Annotated in this window: 18 protein-coding genes; 8 read left to right on the top strand and 10 right to left on the bottom strand. The window is 41.7% G+C overall.

Translation table 11 applies throughout. From position 1 onward, the window contains the following. Positions 1-12 precede the first annotated feature (12 nt). From M1E86_RS07295 to cui, 8 genes are all read left to right on the top strand, one after another. Complete coding sequence (locus tag M1E86_RS07295) at positions 13-768, top strand: flagellar basal body rod protein FlgF (protein WP_125890809.1); 756 nt, start codon at positions 13-15, stop codon at positions 766-768. Positions 769-786: 18 nt separating this feature from the next. Next, positions 787-1569, top strand: coding sequence for a flagellar basal-body rod protein FlgG (gene flgG / locus M1E86_RS07300; RefSeq protein WP_166266893.1), 783 nt, complete (start codon positions 787-789; stop codon positions 1567-1569). A gap of 59 nt (positions 1570-1628) precedes the next feature. Beyond that, positions 1629-2411: a flagellar basal body L-ring protein FlgH gene (locus M1E86_RS07305; protein WP_413776171.1), complete on the top strand. Its 783-nt coding sequence runs from the start codon at positions 1629-1631 to the stop codon at positions 2409-2411. Between the two features lie 35 nt (positions 2412-2446). After that, positions 2447-3550 carry a flagellar basal body P-ring protein FlgI gene (locus M1E86_RS07310; protein ID WP_102139600.1) on the top strand — a complete coding sequence of 368 codons (1104 nt, stop codon included), beginning with the start codon at positions 2447-2449 and terminating at the stop codon, positions 3548-3550. Further along, a complete protein-coding gene (flgJ, locus tag M1E86_RS07315; protein ID WP_213914077.1) occupies positions 3550-4530 on the top strand; it encodes a flagellar assembly peptidoglycan hydrolase FlgJ in 981 nt (326 codons plus the stop codon). The genes M1E86_RS07310 and flgJ overlap by 1 nt, the downstream gene beginning before the upstream one ends. A gap of 141 nt (positions 4531-4671) precedes the next feature. Then, positions 4672-6315, top strand: coding sequence for a flagellar hook-associated protein FlgK (flgK, locus tag M1E86_RS07320; RefSeq protein ID WP_213914076.1), 1644 nt, complete (start codon positions 4672-4674; stop codon positions 6313-6315). A 28-nt stretch (positions 6316-6343) separates the two neighbouring features. After that, on the top strand, positions 6344-7279 hold the full coding sequence (flgL, locus tag M1E86_RS07325) for a flagellar hook-associated protein FlgL (RefSeq protein ID WP_125890814.1): 936 nt from the start codon (positions 6344-6346) through the stop codon (positions 7277-7279). 201 nt (positions 7280-7480) lie between these two features. Then, a complete protein-coding gene (gene cui, locus M1E86_RS07330; RefSeq protein WP_004255638.1) occupies positions 7481-8014 on the top strand; it encodes a colicin immunity protein Cui in 534 nt (177 codons plus the stop codon). A 26-nt stretch (positions 8015-8040) separates the two neighbouring features. Here the strand turns inward: cui and M1E86_RS07335 are convergent, their stop codons facing one another. The 10 genes from M1E86_RS07335 to fliJ form a co-directional block, all read right to left on the bottom strand. Next, a complete protein-coding gene (locus M1E86_RS07335; RefSeq protein ID WP_213914075.1) occupies positions 8041-9366 on the bottom strand; it encodes a colicin-like pore-forming protein in 1326 nt (441 codons plus the stop codon). Positions 9367-9829: 463 nt separating this feature from the next. Then, complete coding sequence (gene fliR, locus M1E86_RS07340) at positions 9830-10609, bottom strand: flagellar biosynthetic protein FliR (RefSeq protein WP_125890816.1); 780 nt, start codon at positions 10607-10609, stop codon at positions 9830-9832. A 2-nt stretch (positions 10610-10611) separates the two neighbouring features. Continuing rightward, complete coding sequence (gene fliQ / locus M1E86_RS07345; RefSeq protein ID WP_125890817.1) at positions 10612-10881, bottom strand: flagellar biosynthesis protein FliQ; 270 nt, start codon at positions 10879-10881, stop codon at positions 10612-10614. A gap of 22 nt (positions 10882-10903) precedes the next feature. Then, complete coding sequence (fliP, locus tag M1E86_RS07350; RefSeq protein ID WP_213914074.1) at positions 10904-11647, bottom strand: flagellar type III secretion system pore protein FliP; 744 nt, start codon at positions 11645-11647, stop codon at positions 10904-10906. Positions 11648-11659: 12 nt separating this feature from the next. Next, on the bottom strand, positions 11660-12118 hold the full coding sequence (fliO, locus tag M1E86_RS07355; RefSeq protein WP_213914073.1) for a flagellar biosynthetic protein FliO: 459 nt from the start codon (positions 12116-12118) through the stop codon (positions 11660-11662). Positions 12119-12140: 22 nt separating this feature from the next. Next, positions 12141-12557, bottom strand: a complete 417-nt coding sequence (gene fliN / locus M1E86_RS07360; RefSeq protein WP_213914072.1) for a flagellar motor switch protein FliN — start codon at positions 12555-12557, stop codon at positions 12141-12143. Then, positions 12550-13557 (bottom strand): flagellar motor switch protein FliM, encoded by a 1008-nt coding sequence (gene fliM / locus M1E86_RS07365; protein WP_195698506.1) that lies wholly within the window; start codon positions 13555-13557, stop codon positions 12550-12552. Before fliM ends, fliN begins: the two co-directional genes overlap by 8 nt. A 5-nt stretch (positions 13558-13562) precedes the next feature. Next, entirely contained in the window at positions 13563-14042 is a 480-nt protein-coding gene (fliL, locus tag M1E86_RS07370) for a flagellar basal body-associated protein FliL (RefSeq protein WP_125890820.1), read from the bottom strand. Between the two features lie 162 nt (positions 14043-14204). Next, positions 14205-15572 (bottom strand): flagellar hook-length control protein FliK, encoded by a 1368-nt coding sequence (locus M1E86_RS07375; protein WP_213914071.1) that lies wholly within the window; start codon positions 15570-15572, stop codon positions 14205-14207. Continuing rightward, positions 15573-16016, bottom strand: coding sequence for a flagellar export protein FliJ (fliJ, locus tag M1E86_RS07380; protein ID WP_102139621.1), 444 nt, complete (start codon positions 16014-16016; stop codon positions 15573-15575). It lies immediately after the preceding gene. Positions 16017-16025: the final 9 nt, after the last annotated feature.

The raw sequence follows: 16025 nt of genomic DNA on the forward strand, positions 1-16025 counted from the left end.
AAGAGGGTGGCCATGGATCACGTCATTTATACCGCGATGGGAGGAGCGCGTCATGCGCTGGAAAACCAAGCGATTGTTTCAAATAACATTGCCAATGTGTCAACTGCGGGCTTTAAAGCACAATTGTCCGCAATGCGTGCAGTCCCCGTGAATGGTGACAGTGAGCAAACCAGAACGCTGGTGGTCGCTACTACCCCCGGTGCGGATATGAGCCAAGGGCCACTCAATTATACGGGTAAGCAAACCGATGTTGCGTTAAATGATAAGCATTTTTTGGCTGTTGAGTTAGCCGATGGCACAGAAGCTTATACCCGTAACGGTAATATTCAAGTGTCTAGTGAAGGTGAACTTGTCATTGGCGAGCGTCGCTTACAAGGTGATGGCGGGCCAATTAACGTTCCGCCAAATGCAGAATTAACCATTGGTGCAGACGGGACAGTTACTGCGCTGTTAGCCACTGACCCGCCAACGATGTTAGGGCAAATCGGGCGTTTGAAAGTGGTTGAGGCACAGCCTCAAGACTTGATCCGAGGCGAGGACGGTTTGTTTCATTTATCACCACAAGGGCAAGCGGCAAATGGCAATGTTTTGCCGCAAAGTGAACGAGGAATTGTCACTGCGGGGGTGATTGAAGGCAGTAATGTCAACGCCGCAGAAGCGATGGTTTCCATGATTGCCAATGCAAGGCACTTTGAAATGCAAATGAAAGTTGTCCGAAGTGCTGATGAAAATGCACAACGGGCGAACCAACTGCTCGCTGTTAGCTAAATACAGTAAGGAATTATTATGATCCGCTCATTATGGATTGCTAAAACAGGGCTTGATGCTCAACAAACTAACCTTGATGTTATTTCGAATAACTTAGCCAACGTTAGTACCAATGGTTTCAAGCGCCAACGCGCTGTTTTTGAAGATTTAATGTACCAAAATATTCGCCAACCGGGTGCCATGAGTTCAGAACAAACTTCGTTACCATCGGGTTTGCAAATGGGAACGGGGTCACGCCCGGTTGCCACAATGCGTATTCATGCACAAGGCGCATTAAATAAAACCGGAACAACGACAGATATCGCGATTAAAGGCCAAGGTTTTATCCATGTGCAAATGCCGGATGGTACGGATGCCTATACGCGAGATGGGGCATTACAACGTAATCAAGATGGCCAATTAGTGACATCCAGTGGTTACCAAATTGTCCCAGCGATTATGATCCCCGATAACGCTAACAGTTTGACCATTGCGCGTGACGGCACGGTATCTGTCACTGTGTATGGAGATACTCAACCGCAGCAAGTTGGCCAAATTACATTAACCACCTTCATTAATGATGCTGGTTTAGAAAGTATGGGTGAAAACCTGTATATGGAAACCGCCAGTTCGGGTGCACCAAATGAAAGTGCACCGGGTACCAATGGCGCCGGTTTACTTTATCAACATATGTTAGAAACCTCTAACGTCAATGTGGCCGAAGAGTTGGTCAACATGATCCAAACTCAACGTGCTTATGAAATCAACAGTAAGGCGGTATCCGCTTCTGACCAAATGTTGCAGCGCTTAACGCAATTGTAATTGGTAAAAATAACTCATTGCGATAGTGATGAGTTATCTGTGAGAGGGATCTCTTCGTGATGATAAAACGTACACAGCAGCAAAAGAGTAACATGATGATTGAAAGCGGCACGATTTCTCAACAGCAAAAAGCAGCGTTGTTAACGCGTTTCATAACGCCTAAACAGGCAGGGTTACTTACCATTTTGGTCTTAGTTACCAGCGGTTGTGCACAAATCAAATCGCGTCCATTAGTGGACACCCAAACCACGGCAATTCCAACAGCACCAACAGCCCCTGCACCGAATGGCTCGATATTTCAAAGCGCTCAACCCGCTTACTATGGTTATCAACCATTGTTTGAAGACAGGCGCCCTCGTAATGTTGGCGATATTTTAACCATCAACTTACAAGAAAACGTGAGTGCGAGCAAAAACTCCTCTGCGAATGCGAATCGTAGTGGAAAAACAGGTTTCTTAGCCGCGATATTACCAGGTTTTATGCAAGGGTGGATTGGCGGTAAAAACACAGAATTAGATATTAAAGGTAACAGTGATTTTAGTGGCAAAGGCGGTGCCAATGCCAATAACACCTTTAAAGGGACGATCACTGTCACTGTAGACCAATTATTGGCGAACGGTAACTTACATGTGGTTGGTGAGAAACGTATTGCGATAAACCAAGGCACGGAGTCGATTCGTTTTTCAGGAGTGGTTAACCCCCGCACTATCGGTTCAGACAATCATGTGAGTTCGACACAAGTCGCAGATGCACGTATTGAATATGTGGGTGACGGCTATATTAACGAATCGCAAAACATGGGATGGCTACAACGCTTTTTCTTAAATGTTTCCCCTTATTAATTAAACATTAGCGAGAAAACAGCCGAGATAATTCAATGAAAAACAACGTATTAATTTTGCTATCACTATTTTTTTGCTTCGCTTTCTCAGCGCACAGTGAGCGTATTAAAGATTTAACTACCGTTCAAGGCGTGCGGGATAACGCCTTGATTGGCTATGGTTTAGTTGTGGGTTTAGATGGGACTGGTGACCAAACCATGCAAACGCCGTTTACGACACAAAGTTTGAATAACATGCTGTCGCAAATGGGGATCACCGTGCCACCGGGTACCAATATGCAATTGAAAAATGTGGCTGCCGTTATGGTCACTGCGAAATTGCCTCCGTTCGCACGTACAGGTCAATCCGTGGATATTGTTGTTTCCTCCATGGGTAACGCGAAAAGCTTACGTGGTGGCACGTTGTTGATGACACCGCTCAAAGGGGTTGATGGGCAAATTTATGCGATGGCTCAGGGGAACATTTTAGTGGGTGGTGCAGGTGCCAGTGGCGGCGGTAGCAGCATTAAAGTCAATCAACTCAATGGTGGCCGTATTACTGGTGGAGCCACTATCGAACGTGAATTACCGAGCAGTTTCGGGCAAAGTGGGGCAATTAACCTGCAATTAAACGAAGATAGCTTCACATTGGCACAAGATATTGCGGATGCAATTAACCGTATGGGCGGTATGGGAACCGCGTCTGCGTTAGATTCAAGAACGGTACAACTACTGGTGCCAGCTAATAACCGTGATCAGGTGCGTTTTTTAGCCCGGGTACAGGAACTGAATGTACGTGCGCCAGTGGCTGAAGCGAAAGTGATCCTCAATTCACGCACCGGCTCTGTGGTGATTAACCGCAGTGTCACACTAGATAGCTGTGCTGTTGCACACGGTAGTCTAGCCGTCACGGTAGAGAGACAAACTCAAGTGAGCCAGCCGGATACCCCATTTGCGGGTGGGCAAACCGTGGTGACTCGTAACACCAGTGTCGGAGTACAAGATAGGGGCGGAGCATTGCAAAAAGTCAACGCCAGCGTGCAACTTAACCAAGTCATTCAAGCGCTGAATACACTCGGTGCAACACCGAACGACCTGATGTCGATACTGCAAGCGATGGAAAGTGCAGGCTGTTTACGCGCGAAACTGGAGATCATCTAATGAGTAACATGCAGCTATTGCAAGGTGCCGCATTTGATTTACAGTCGCTGGGGCAGTTAAAAGGTGAACTGAATAAAAATTCGGCGCAAGGGCTGCGCCACGTCACGCAGCAACTTGAGGCAACATTCGTTCAATTGATGTTGAAAAGTATGCGTGACGCACTCCCACAAGATGGTTTATTTTCCAGCGACCAAACGCGCATGCTTACCAGTATGTATGACCAGCAAATCGCCCAAGATCTGTCGCAAAAAGGCTTAGGTTTTGGGGAAATGATGTACCAGCAGCTTACGCGAGACCAGCACTCCTCGAGTGAGCCAGCATCCAGCGGTCTTCTGCCTTTAGATGAGAAAACAGCGCAATCATTACCGCCATTTAATATGGAACAAATGATGCGCCACTTTGCCCCAATGGGCGATGCGCTATCGGCGCCATTCCAAAAAATCAAAGCCTTATCGCTAAATAGCAGTAATTTTATTAGCCGCTTAATTGAACCCGCAAAAGCGGCAAGCCAAAAAAGTGGTATTTCACATTTTCTGGTATTGGCACAAGCGGCATTAGAAAGTGGATGGGGGCAGCGCGAAATTCTGAAATCAGATGGAAAAACCAGCCATAACCTATTTGGGATAAAAGCGGGAAAAAACTGGCAAGGGCCTGTCACGAATATTATGACAACAGAAGTGATTAACGGCAAAACCATCAAAATGCGTGATGATTTTCGCGTTTATGGCTCTTATGAAGAGGCGATTGCCGATTATATCAACCTATTGACCGAAAACCCGCGTTATAAAGATGTCAAAAAAGCACCGACACCAGAGATTGCCGCGCGTCGTTTACATCAAGCTGGATATGCCACAGACCCCGGTTACTCGGACAAGCTTATCACCTTGATTAATCAAATACGCGGCCATCAACCGACAAGTAGCCTCTCGACGTCAAGGGCGGTTCAGGCTTACACCATCGATTTGAACGATATTTTCTAAAAATACGGAATTATTGCGAGTTTGGGCTAAATAAATACGCTGAATTTCCGATAACCAAATATGCTCTAAATACTTTGCGTTGCTATCGCTTTTATTGTGTCAGCCAATGGGGGCGATGAGCATCCAGAACAGGAAAAGCTTATGCTGAACAATGTAATGAATAATGCGCTCAGTGGTGTGAACGCTGCACAAGGCGGGTTAAGTGTGATTTCTAACAACTTAGCCAACGCAGGTGTGGGTTACTATCATCGCCAAAGTGCTGTTTTCGGGGAGAATCCCGGTACGATGACACCTAATGGCTATTTTGGTAACGGCACTTATTTCAGCCATGTTCGTCGTGAGTTTGATGAATTTGTCAATGCGCAGTACAGCCAATCCCGCGCGCGTAGCGGCGACTATGAGGCGTACGTTAAGAACTGTAATAAAGTTGATGATTTGCTTACTAATGATATTGAAGATATCTCGAGTAACATTGGCAGCTTTTTCACCGCGTTAGATGCGGCCAGCAGTGATGCCAGTGATAAGACGTTGGTTGATGTTTTTTTAGGCAACTCAAATGCATTATTGAGCCAGTTTAAAGAAGCAGATCGTCGTTTGCAGGAAATGGAACGGGATACAAATCATCAGATAGAAAATAAAGTAAAAGACATCAATATCTACGCTGAAAAAATTGCCGGCTTAAACCAGCAAATTTCACGGATCCGTTCAGTAAGTGGTTCAGAGCCAAACGATTTATTAGACGTGCGTGACCGTTTAGTCAATGAAATTAACTCATTAATTGGAGTGAAGGTTATTGAGCAAAACGGTAACTATAATGTGACCTTTGCCAATGGGTTACCACTAGTCACGGGGGAGAAAGCTAATCGTCTGGAAGCGGTTCCGTCTTCTAAAGATGATAGCCGTTTTAGTATTGGCTTTGTTGGAGCTAATGGCCAAGTCCGCGAAATTCCTGACGAATCATTTCGTGGTGGGGAACTCAGTGGTATTTTGCGTTCTCGCCAAGAAGTCATGGACCCGGCTTATCAAAAACTCAATAAGTTAGCATTAGTTTTCGCGACTAAATTCAATGAAGTACATAGCAAAGGTTATGATGCGAACGGCAACACGGGCAAAGACTTCTTTGAAATTGGTAAAGGAACTGTCGTTAGCAACACCCATAATAGTGGCAAAGCGGACTTTGATCTCAGTTATAGCGATGTGTCTAAAGTCACAGGCAATAACTACGAGATGCGTTTTGACGGCAGTGAGTGGAATGTCACACGTTTACCAGAAGGTACCAAAGTACCTGTGGATTCAAATACGGCAGGCACACTGAAATTTGATGGTTTAGAAATCAAAATCAGCAATAGCACTGGTATGTCAAAAGGTGATTCATTTCTGGTGAAGCCAGTGAGTGGTGTGATCAACGGTATGCAGGCTTTGGTGAGCAATGCATCCGATTTTGCAGCCGCGGGAAGTAAAGACAGCGGCCCTGGTGATAATGAAAACATTAAACAACTGGTGAAATTGCAAGATGAAAAACTCATTGATGGTAGCTCCACATTTTCTGATTTCTATGCAACGTTAGTTAATGATGTGGGCAGCAAAACCAAACAAGCGCAAATTGATTCTGAAACACAGAACAAAATGACAGAAAGCTTCTATGAACAAGAGCAAGCTATCTCTGGCGTGAATATGAATGAAGAAAGTATTCAGATGCAGAAAATCCAACAGTTTTTCAATGCCAATGCGCAAGTGTTAAAAACGGTGGATGATTTATTTAACGCATTGATGCGTGCATTCTAAATATTAGCGATAGAATAAGGATTTAGCGATGCGTTTAAGTACCAATATGATTTACCACCAACGCTTGCAAGACATGAATAGCGCGCAAGCGCGTTGGATGGACGCCGGAAGCCAATTAGCGTCTGGTAAACGTGTAAGCAAGCCTTCTGATGACCCGCAAGCCTCTTCGCAAGCGGTGCGGATTAACCAATCAGAGAACCGAAATCAACAGTATGTGGCGAGCCGTGGATTTGCTAAAACAGGAATGACCCTGCAGATGAGTATTTTGACTCAGATGACAGATGTGACCACGCAAATCGATACCACCATTATTCAGGCATCAAACCAAGGTAGTTTAAGCGATAAAGACCGTAATACCTTGGCAGAACAACTCACGGGTTTGAAAGAGCAGTTAGTGGCGTTGGGTAACTCGACAGATGGCAATGGCCGCTATATTTTCGCGGGTTTTAAATCAGATAAACCACCATTTGAAATCGATGCTAACGGCGAAGTGCTTTATCACGGTGGCGACAAAGCGATTATGCAGAATGTGGCGAGTGACCGTGAGATGACGACTTATTTCACTGGCGCGCAAGTGTTTGATACGGACAGTAAAGGTGTTGTGAATATTTTCAAATCACTGAATACGGGTATTGAGTCACTGAAAAAACCACTGCAAGGCGCACCACAAGCAGATTTAGACCAAGCGCAATCTGAGTTGGGTGAAGCGAACCGTGCCATTAAATCCGCATTAGATCAAATTTCCAACATTGAAGCTAAGCAAGGTTTACAATTACAAGAAATTGATAAATTGAATTTTTTAGCTGACACGCGCTCGATTCAAAACGCAGCCCGTAAAAGTGAGTTGTTAGAAACAAATTGGACTGGCACCACCACAGATTATTATAAAGAAAAAGCGATGTTTGAAGCTTCACAAAGTATTTTCAAAGACTTAAATAGCATGTCGCTTTTCGGCAGCCGTTAATTATTTAATATTATTTTTACTCACCGCGCTTTGGAGTCATTCAAGCGCGGTTTTTTTGAGCTTTAAAAATGCGATGTTAGACAATATGTTATAGATTTGATGTGAAAAATTTGAATTAATGTTTTATTACGCAATAAACTTTAATAATTAAATGATAATATGTATTATTCTCATTTGAGTGTTTTGTGATATAGGAGATTTATGCGAGTTTTTAAGGTAAATACTAAATGGGTTTTCACTATTATTGTTTTATTAGGAGCTATTCCTTTAGCTGCAATATGGCTAAATGTGTTCTCAAATTCTACTGTAACTAATATTAATAACTGGTTGGGTGAGTTACCTGTAATTTACTCAGATAAATTCCCAAATGAAAGCTACATGTCAGCATTATATTGTAAAATAACTCCTTTAATTTCTGTGTTATATTACATACTTATGTGGAACTCTATAGAAATAAAAAAAGAACACTTTAAGTTATACAATGATGGAATTCTCACGCTAATTTTTGGTTATTTAAGTTCTATTTTTATTATCGGTATAATGACATATATAAATTATTTCTTAGATTATAATATATCATCTGGAAATAGAAAATTAAGTTCAATCTCTGCATTCGAATTTACTTCTTTCATTTATTATTATGCGATTTTTATTTCTATATTCATTGTTACTTGTTTGGCCATAAATGCATTTATATTTTTACCTGTAAAATATAAATTAAAAAGATGGGGATAAAATTTCCCCTTTCTTTCTTCTAGAATTTAGTTAGCCAAGGGAATAAGCTCTTTGTTGACCGCATCAGCAAAGTTAGCATCAATAAAAGATGTAACCACACTTGTTAGTACAATAGTAGCTACAGAAATGGCTGTTGCTGAAAGAGTAAATGGTAATAATAAGCTTAAACTTCCAGCGGTAAATGCTAATACAATTGGTGTTGCTACTCCAGCTAAAGCCATAGCTTCAACTTCTAAAAGTAAAGGTTTCCAGTCACCAGTTTCAAAACCTTCTTCAACTTTGTTTTTTATTTTATCAAATTTTAAAAATTTATCAGCAATTTTAAAGGTAGTTCCTAATTTATATAAGTTTTCAGATAATTTTTTTCCGTCAACTGCCTTAATCGCTTGAGTTATGGCGGGGAGATCTTTTTTATGGATGTTAAGATAAGGATTGCTGAGTGATTTTCCTAGAATTCTTAATGCATCATTTGTGTTTTTTATTTTTTTACCTTTAAATGTATTTAATTCATTAAGGATTTTATTAGATGTAGACTTATATTTATCACCAAAAAACTTAGATGCTTTTTCACCTACATCTGTCATTATTTCTGATGCAGATTTAATTGCCTCATTTGTTTGTAATTTTTCAATCTCATTTTTAACTTTACTCTGAATTTTTTTTAAGTCATTATCAGCTTGACTTCTAGCTATAGCTTCATTAATAAGGGTATCTAATGCTGAATAACTTTCAAGATCTTGAGGCATCTTCTTGTAAAACTCTTTAGAAGCATCATTGAAGTTGCCTTTTTTAATTGCCTCTATCATTTTTGGGTAGTTTTTAATGTTTTTAGTGCCACCTAAAGTATTTAAGTACGTTAAAACCGTAGCCGTTTTAGGGTTTATTTTACTAAATATTGTACTTTTAATACCCCTGTCAATGTATTGAACCCTCCCATTCGCCACTCTTCTATGTAATAGATCAAATAGGTTCATATACTTTGAGAACATTTCATTTCTAATTTTTTTAGTAGGAATAATACCATTCTTATGAAGGGTATTAGCGAGTTGGTTTTCTACTTTATTACGGTATTCATCATAAACTCTAACGAATGGAACACCAACACTCATACTTTTTACCATTGCCTTCTTTACATCTTGCTCATTGGGGCTTTTTAATAATTCCTCGCATAGTTTTCTGAAATAAATACATTTCGGCTCACCACATACAGGGCAGATCATGTCAGGTTTCATGCAATATACATTAGCAGCATCACTTAACGAAATATTACCATGTGCTGTGGGAGCGATTCCATCGTATATCAAATTATCACGGAAACTACTATGTGGGGTAACTACCATTACATCATTCATCTGATTTCCTCTTTATGAAAATATAAATAAATTACAATATTTAAATACATTCATTAAAGGAATGAAACAATACACAAAATATAATGACATTTATTAAAAAATTATATTTTTAAATAAATAATTTTTTATTTTGTTTATTAAAATATTAATGAGAAGTCAATGATGTGAGAGAATGGCTATTGTGACATGTTCAGAGCGACACTGGCATATAAATTTACTTGCGAAAATAAATTAATTTTATACCTAAATTTTAGTTAGGTTTAGTATTGGGTATTTACTGAGACTGTCATTAGATAGTTTAGAAATGTATCAAATAATAGGTGATATTTACAACTATACTAGTTGCTTTTAATATAGACTACAAATAGGAAATTAAATCAGTTTTTCTTGGGCTACTTTAATTATCAAATTCGAAAAATTACTTTGATAATAAATTAATCATTAATTGATTAATTATCTATTCTCAAACAAACAAATTAAACATCAACGATAACTGTTCGAAAGCTTGGTGGATAAGTCGTTCGGTATAGCGGGGAAGGATCGAAATAATCACCCCTAACATACTGATACCAATGGTTAAGGTGAGGGGGAAACCCACTACAAACACCGACAATTGCGGTGTCATGCGGTTTAGAATACCTAGGGCAAGGTTAAGAATGAGAAATAGTGTAATGAACGGCAGTGCTAACATTAACCCATTAATAAATATAGTATTAGCGAATTGAACAAATACCCAAAAACCATCACGATTTAATGGGGCAGTTTGAATTGGGATAAGCTCAAATGAATTGACTACAATATAAATAAGCCACAAGTGCCCATCGAAAGCGAGAAATAATAAAATAGTGATGACGTTAAATATGCGGCCTAAAATCGGCATGTTGGGCCCACCTGTCGGGTCAAAAAAGGTGGCGAAGGATAACCCCATTTGTAAACCAATCACCTCCCCCGCATGGCGCACAGCAGCAAACGCCATTTGCATTGTTAAGCCCATCGCAATACCAATCACCATTTGCTGCACAATAACCCATAACCCCATGGCAGAAAATAAGGGAATATTCACAACAGGAAGTTGGGGGGAAACAATCAAGACGACAAAAAAGGCTAATGCGACGCGAACTTTGGTAATTGCCTGTTTTTCATTAAAAAAGGGCGCTGTACCAAGCAGCGCCAAAAGGCGTATGAAAGGGTAGAAACCTTGGCTTAGCCACAATGTGAGCGTTTCACTGGTAATGGTTAGCATTGTTAGCCAATAATAAACGGTAAGTTGCTCAACAACGAGCGCATATAGTCGATGAGCAAATTCAGCATCCAGGGCCCTGCAATAATGATCACAGAAATGACCGACAAAATTTTAGGAATAAAAGACAATGTCATTTCATTCACTTGCGTGGCGGCTTGCAGTAAGCTGATAATTAAACCCGCGGCTAAAGCGGCTAATAATAAAGGAGCCGCTAGCATCAGTGCGATTTTCATCGCCTCTGTTCCCATCGCCATCACTGATTCAGGTGTCATGACTACTCCAAGTAAAATAAACCTAATTAAAAAAGCTTTGCGATAATGAGCCAAGCAATAATTGCCAGCCATCGACTAATACAAACAGCATTAATTTGAATGGCAATGAAACTGTTGCAGGGGGAACCATCATCATCCCTAATGCCATTAAGACACTAGCCACCACTAAGTCGATGATTAAAAATGGAATAAAAATGGTAAAGCCAATTTGGAATGCGGTTTTGAGTTCGCTGGTAATAAAAGCTGGCACTAAAATACGTAAAGGAACATCTTTCGCTTCTTGAATCTCACCCACTTTCGCTATTCTTGCAAACAGGGCTAAGTCAGATTCCCGTGTTTGTCCTAACATGAAGGTTCTTAATGGTGCGGTTCCTTTCTCTAAAGCCGTTTCGAGGCTAATTTTGTCTTCGCTAAACGGTTGGTAGGCTTCGCGGTAAACTTGGTCAGCAACGGGGGACATCACAAAAAAGGTTAAAAATAGCGCCAAGCCTAGCAAGACTTGATTGGGCGGTGCGGAGGGCGTTCCGAGTGCGTTACGCAATAAACCTAAAACAATAATGATGCGGGTAAAACTGGTCATCATTAACAATAAGGCGGGAATAAAGCCTAATAAAGTTAAAAATAACAGTGTTTGAACAGGTAAAGACCAAGTTTGCCCTCCATCAGCAAGGGAATGGCTGATGATCGCTGGCAGCGCCGCAGAGGCGGAATTTGGCAATAAAAACAAGAGGGCAGTAATCGTAAATAGAGATTTAAAAGATAACATGAGCGTTTCCGATTACTTATGCATAGGTGTCACTGAAGCTGAGAATCTTGCAGCCTCTTGTTTTTTCTTTAATAAAGACTGAAATGTGAGCGGTTCAACTGGCAATACCGTTGTGTTCTCAGGTTCTGGTGAGTACTGGTGTAAGAGGCTGATATTGTGTGCGGTGACACCTAATACCAAACACGCATTGTTCACCTCGACAACCACAACTCGCTCTTTATTACCTAATGAGCAGCTACTTTTGACGTTTATGATTTGCGCTTTACCCATTTTCTTTGGCGAAAATCCTAATTTTTTCACCAACCAAGCACCGGCTAATATCAATAAAATGATCCCCCCCAAAGTGCCCGATATCTGCGTTAAGCTATTATTGTGGTCAATAGCCGGTGCATTAGGTTCACTGGGGGAAATGGTTGTTGATAAAAAAGGCACAGATGTTGGTGCCTGCTCAGCTTGATTGGATATTGCCATTATTAGCGACTCATGTTGTTATTTAACGACTTAAACGGCGCATACGTTCGGAAGGCGTAATGATGTCAGTAATACGAATACCGTAATTATCTGAAACCACGACCACTTCACCTTGTGCGATTAAATAGCCATTGATTAAAATATCCAATGGTTCACCCGCTAAGCCATCCAGAGACACCACAGAACCTTGGGATAAGCTCAGTAATTTTTTTATGGTCATTTTAGTGCGACCCAGCTCCACTGAAAGGCGCACTGGGATGTCCATGATCATATCGATATCGGACAATTGGTTTATTGGGTTTTGTCCATCAAAGTTATCAAAAGCCTGTGCACCAGCTGAGGCGGATTCCGCTTTTTTTTGCTGTTCCAGCGCTTCAGCCCATAGGTCTTCACTGTCGTGATTGGTTGATGCATCAGGAGAATTCTTCGCCTCACTCATTGGTACTTTCCTCATCTAGAGTGTTTAATACAGGGTTAATCAAATGTTCTACACGCAATGCATACTGGCCATTTTGAGTTCCGTATTGACTGGTTAATACGGGAACACCATCAACATTAACGATGAGACGGTCAGGCTTCTCAATTGGGAGCACATCCCCTTTTTGCAGTTGCAGTAAACGAGAAATTCGCATTGGAATGTCAACAAAGTTGGCGACCAATTCAAGTTCAGAGCGTTTCACTTGGGTAACAAGGTTGGTTACCCAAGTTTCGTTTTCTTGGTGACCTTGTTCCATTGGTGGGTTAATTAAGCGCTCACGCAATGGCTCAATCATGGCGATCGGAATACAAATACTGAATTCACCAACGGTATTGCCTATCTCTACTAAAAACGGTGTGGTGACCACGATGTCATTTGGGGACGTCGTGATATTGGTGAATTTGACTTGGATTTCAGAACGCACATATTCCACTTCAATATCGGCAATCGGTTTCCATGCATCGCGATAAGCCCCTAAGGCCAGTTTCAACATGCGATTGATAATGCGTTGCTCAGTATTGGTGAATTCTTTACCTTCTTGGCGCACCGGAAAACGGCCATCTCCACCAAACAGGTTGTCGACAGCGATATAAACTAACGCAGGCTCAAAGGTAAACAATGCTGTGCCCCGTAATGGCGGCATATGAATTAAGTTCAAGTTAGTCGGGACAGGTAAATTACGTGCAAATTCGTGATAAGGTTCGATTTTAATCCCACCCACCGTAATATCTGGGCTGCGACGTAACATATTGAACAAACCCATACGGAATTGGCGAGCAAAACGTTCATTAATGATTTCGAGAGACTGCATTCGTTCCCGAATAACTCGGCGTTGAGTATTCGGGTCGTAAGGGCGAACATTATCTTTCCCTTGCGTCTCTGGTACAGGCGTACTGCTTGATGGCGCATCGTCATTAAGCAGCGCATCAATTTCGGCCTGAGATAAAATATTATCGCTCATGAATATTACCGCAGAATAAAAGTAGTGAATAACACATCAGAAATATCCTGATCGGTATCCCCCGGGATCAGGGTAGGGGTGAGGGTTTGCTTAATATCTTTCATTAACTGCAACTTACCTTCATGTGTCTCGATATTTTTTGCTTTTTGCTCCGAAAGCAGCAGTAACAACCGGCTACGGACTTCAGGGAGATATTCATGAAGCTGTTTACGCGATTTTTCATTCGCGAGTCGTAAAGTCACATGGATATAGAGCACGCGATCAGGCGCATCAGCAGCACCAGTTAAATTGACGGTAAATGGCTCTAATTCCATAAAAATAGGTTGTGGCATATTCGGACGCTTTTCTTCCTCACTATCCGTTTGTGCACCTTGTTGTGTCGTCCACCAGGTATAACCCCCAAACCCTGCGCCAGCAAGGGCTAGAAGGGCAAATAGAATAATCAACCCTTTGTTGGAACTGTTTGATTTTTTGCTCGACGACATTTAGCTGAATTCCTGTTTCTTGGGTGCTAAACCCAGATGGGTTTTTACGTTATGATCTCTAGCATTATGGCTTGGTTGCCAAGAGTTAAAGGAGTGAAAAACGAAACAAAAAGGCGGTAACTCGGCGCTTTAGCTAGGAAATTACCGCAATTTGTTTGTTTTTTATGCAAAAGTATTAATGCCACCTTGTCGTAATGCTGTAGTTATTGGTGAAACAGTTGCATTTGCTTCGCTAATACCAACAGCTCCCATGGATGGATGTGTTGCTTGAATTTGTCCATCTGGTTGGTGGGTACCTTGTTGCGGATTATCTGACTGATGGTTCAAATTATCTTGACCGACAGAGCCCTGAGCAAGGTGGATGCCGCTTTCTTGTAGTGCGCTACGCAAAACTGGCATCATGGATTCCATAACGGCTCGCACATGACTGTGCGGGGAGACAAAATGCATCACGGCTTGGTTATCTTCGATACGTAAATGCACATTGAGTGAGCCTAATTCTTCTGGATGCAAACGAATTTGTGCCTGAGATACCCCTTGGCGAGAGAAAAACAGCATATGTTGGCTTAATTGCTGCTGCCACGCTTCGCTGCCTAATTGACTGGCTAAATGCATAGTTGGTGTTGCCGTGGGCGCATTCATTGCAGCGGCCTGTGTGGTCGTTGCCGTTGGCATCATACTAACTGGCATCGTTGTTGTGTGCTGTGAAGATGCGGTGGTAAACGCGCCCGTTTCAGTTTGTAGCGTAAATGCACCTTTTGCGGTCTGGTTTAGGGCATCGCTTGATACGTTTTGTAGGTTCAATATGGGCTCTTTATCACTCACTTTTTTATTCAATGGCATAAAATCCGCAGTTAAATTTTTGCCACGTATTTCGCGTTGGTTATCAAGGGGAAAATGAGATTGGTCACGACGCTCTTCTTTTTCATTCTTAATAAATACCCAAAGTTCCGGGCTGTCTTCTTCGCCTGCTAACTGTAGCTGTGAACCTTCAAGGTGTTTGCCATCATCGTCATTAATGATGCCATTGGTATTATCCGTTAAATGCTGCATTTTTTGAGTAAACGCGCCTAAAACTGGATGGGATTCAGTTTTGATTGCCGTATTCGCCACCGTTTGCACTTGGCCAGTTAATGACTGTTTTAAGTTATTTAGCCACGCTTGCTCGTTGGCATCTTTGCCTGTCAATAACTCAGTATTAAGTGCAGTTTGCACGCTATCGGCACGCAGGCTACGGCTAAAATTCAGTTGTTCAATTGTGTTTTCAGCATTTTTTTGCCCAACTTGGGTTTGTTCAACCGTTTCTTTACTCGCTATTGCCAGTTTGTTGTCAACAATGTCTTTGTTAAGCGCTTCTTCATTGACTGGTTGATTGGCGACATGTTGTTTTTCAATCGGTTGCTGGTTATCAAGCATGGCTTGGAAGGGAAGCGCAGGGGCTTGATTTTCATCAGCGCGCGATTCATTTTGTTGGGTATTACTGTTTTTAGTTGATGACGCAGTTGGCACATTCAGGGCATTGATATCCATTTATTGAGGTCTCCGTAAAGTCGCTCGCTGAGCAAACTCGTCCATTTGTTTTTGTTCTAAGCGGTTTTGACGTTGGTATTCAGTATGTTCAGCACGTTGAATTAATGTGTCGAACGCATTGACACGCTGTTGTTTTTCTTGCCAATGACGATTAGCTTCACTAACGCGTTGTTCCCATAAATTTAGCTGCTGTTGCTGTTGTTCGATGGTCAGCTCCAATGTGACCAAAAATTGTTGATAATTCTGCCACTTATCCGATTCCATACCCGTATGTAAAGTTTGGTTGAGCTTTTGACGATACTCGGATTGGTAGTTTTCCAACATATTCAGTTGCTGCGCCATTTGTGTATGGGTTTGGCGCACTTGGGCTAACACCTTAGCCGCTTCTTCTGAGGCTTCGACGGCTAAGGTGAGTAATGTTGTTAAGGCATTATTTTTGGCCATTTATCCCCT

The sequence above is a fragment of the Providencia sp. PROV200 genome (assembly GCF_049901995.1).
Lineage (GTDB): Bacteria > Pseudomonadota > Gammaproteobacteria > Enterobacterales > Enterobacteriaceae > Providencia > Providencia rettgeri_E.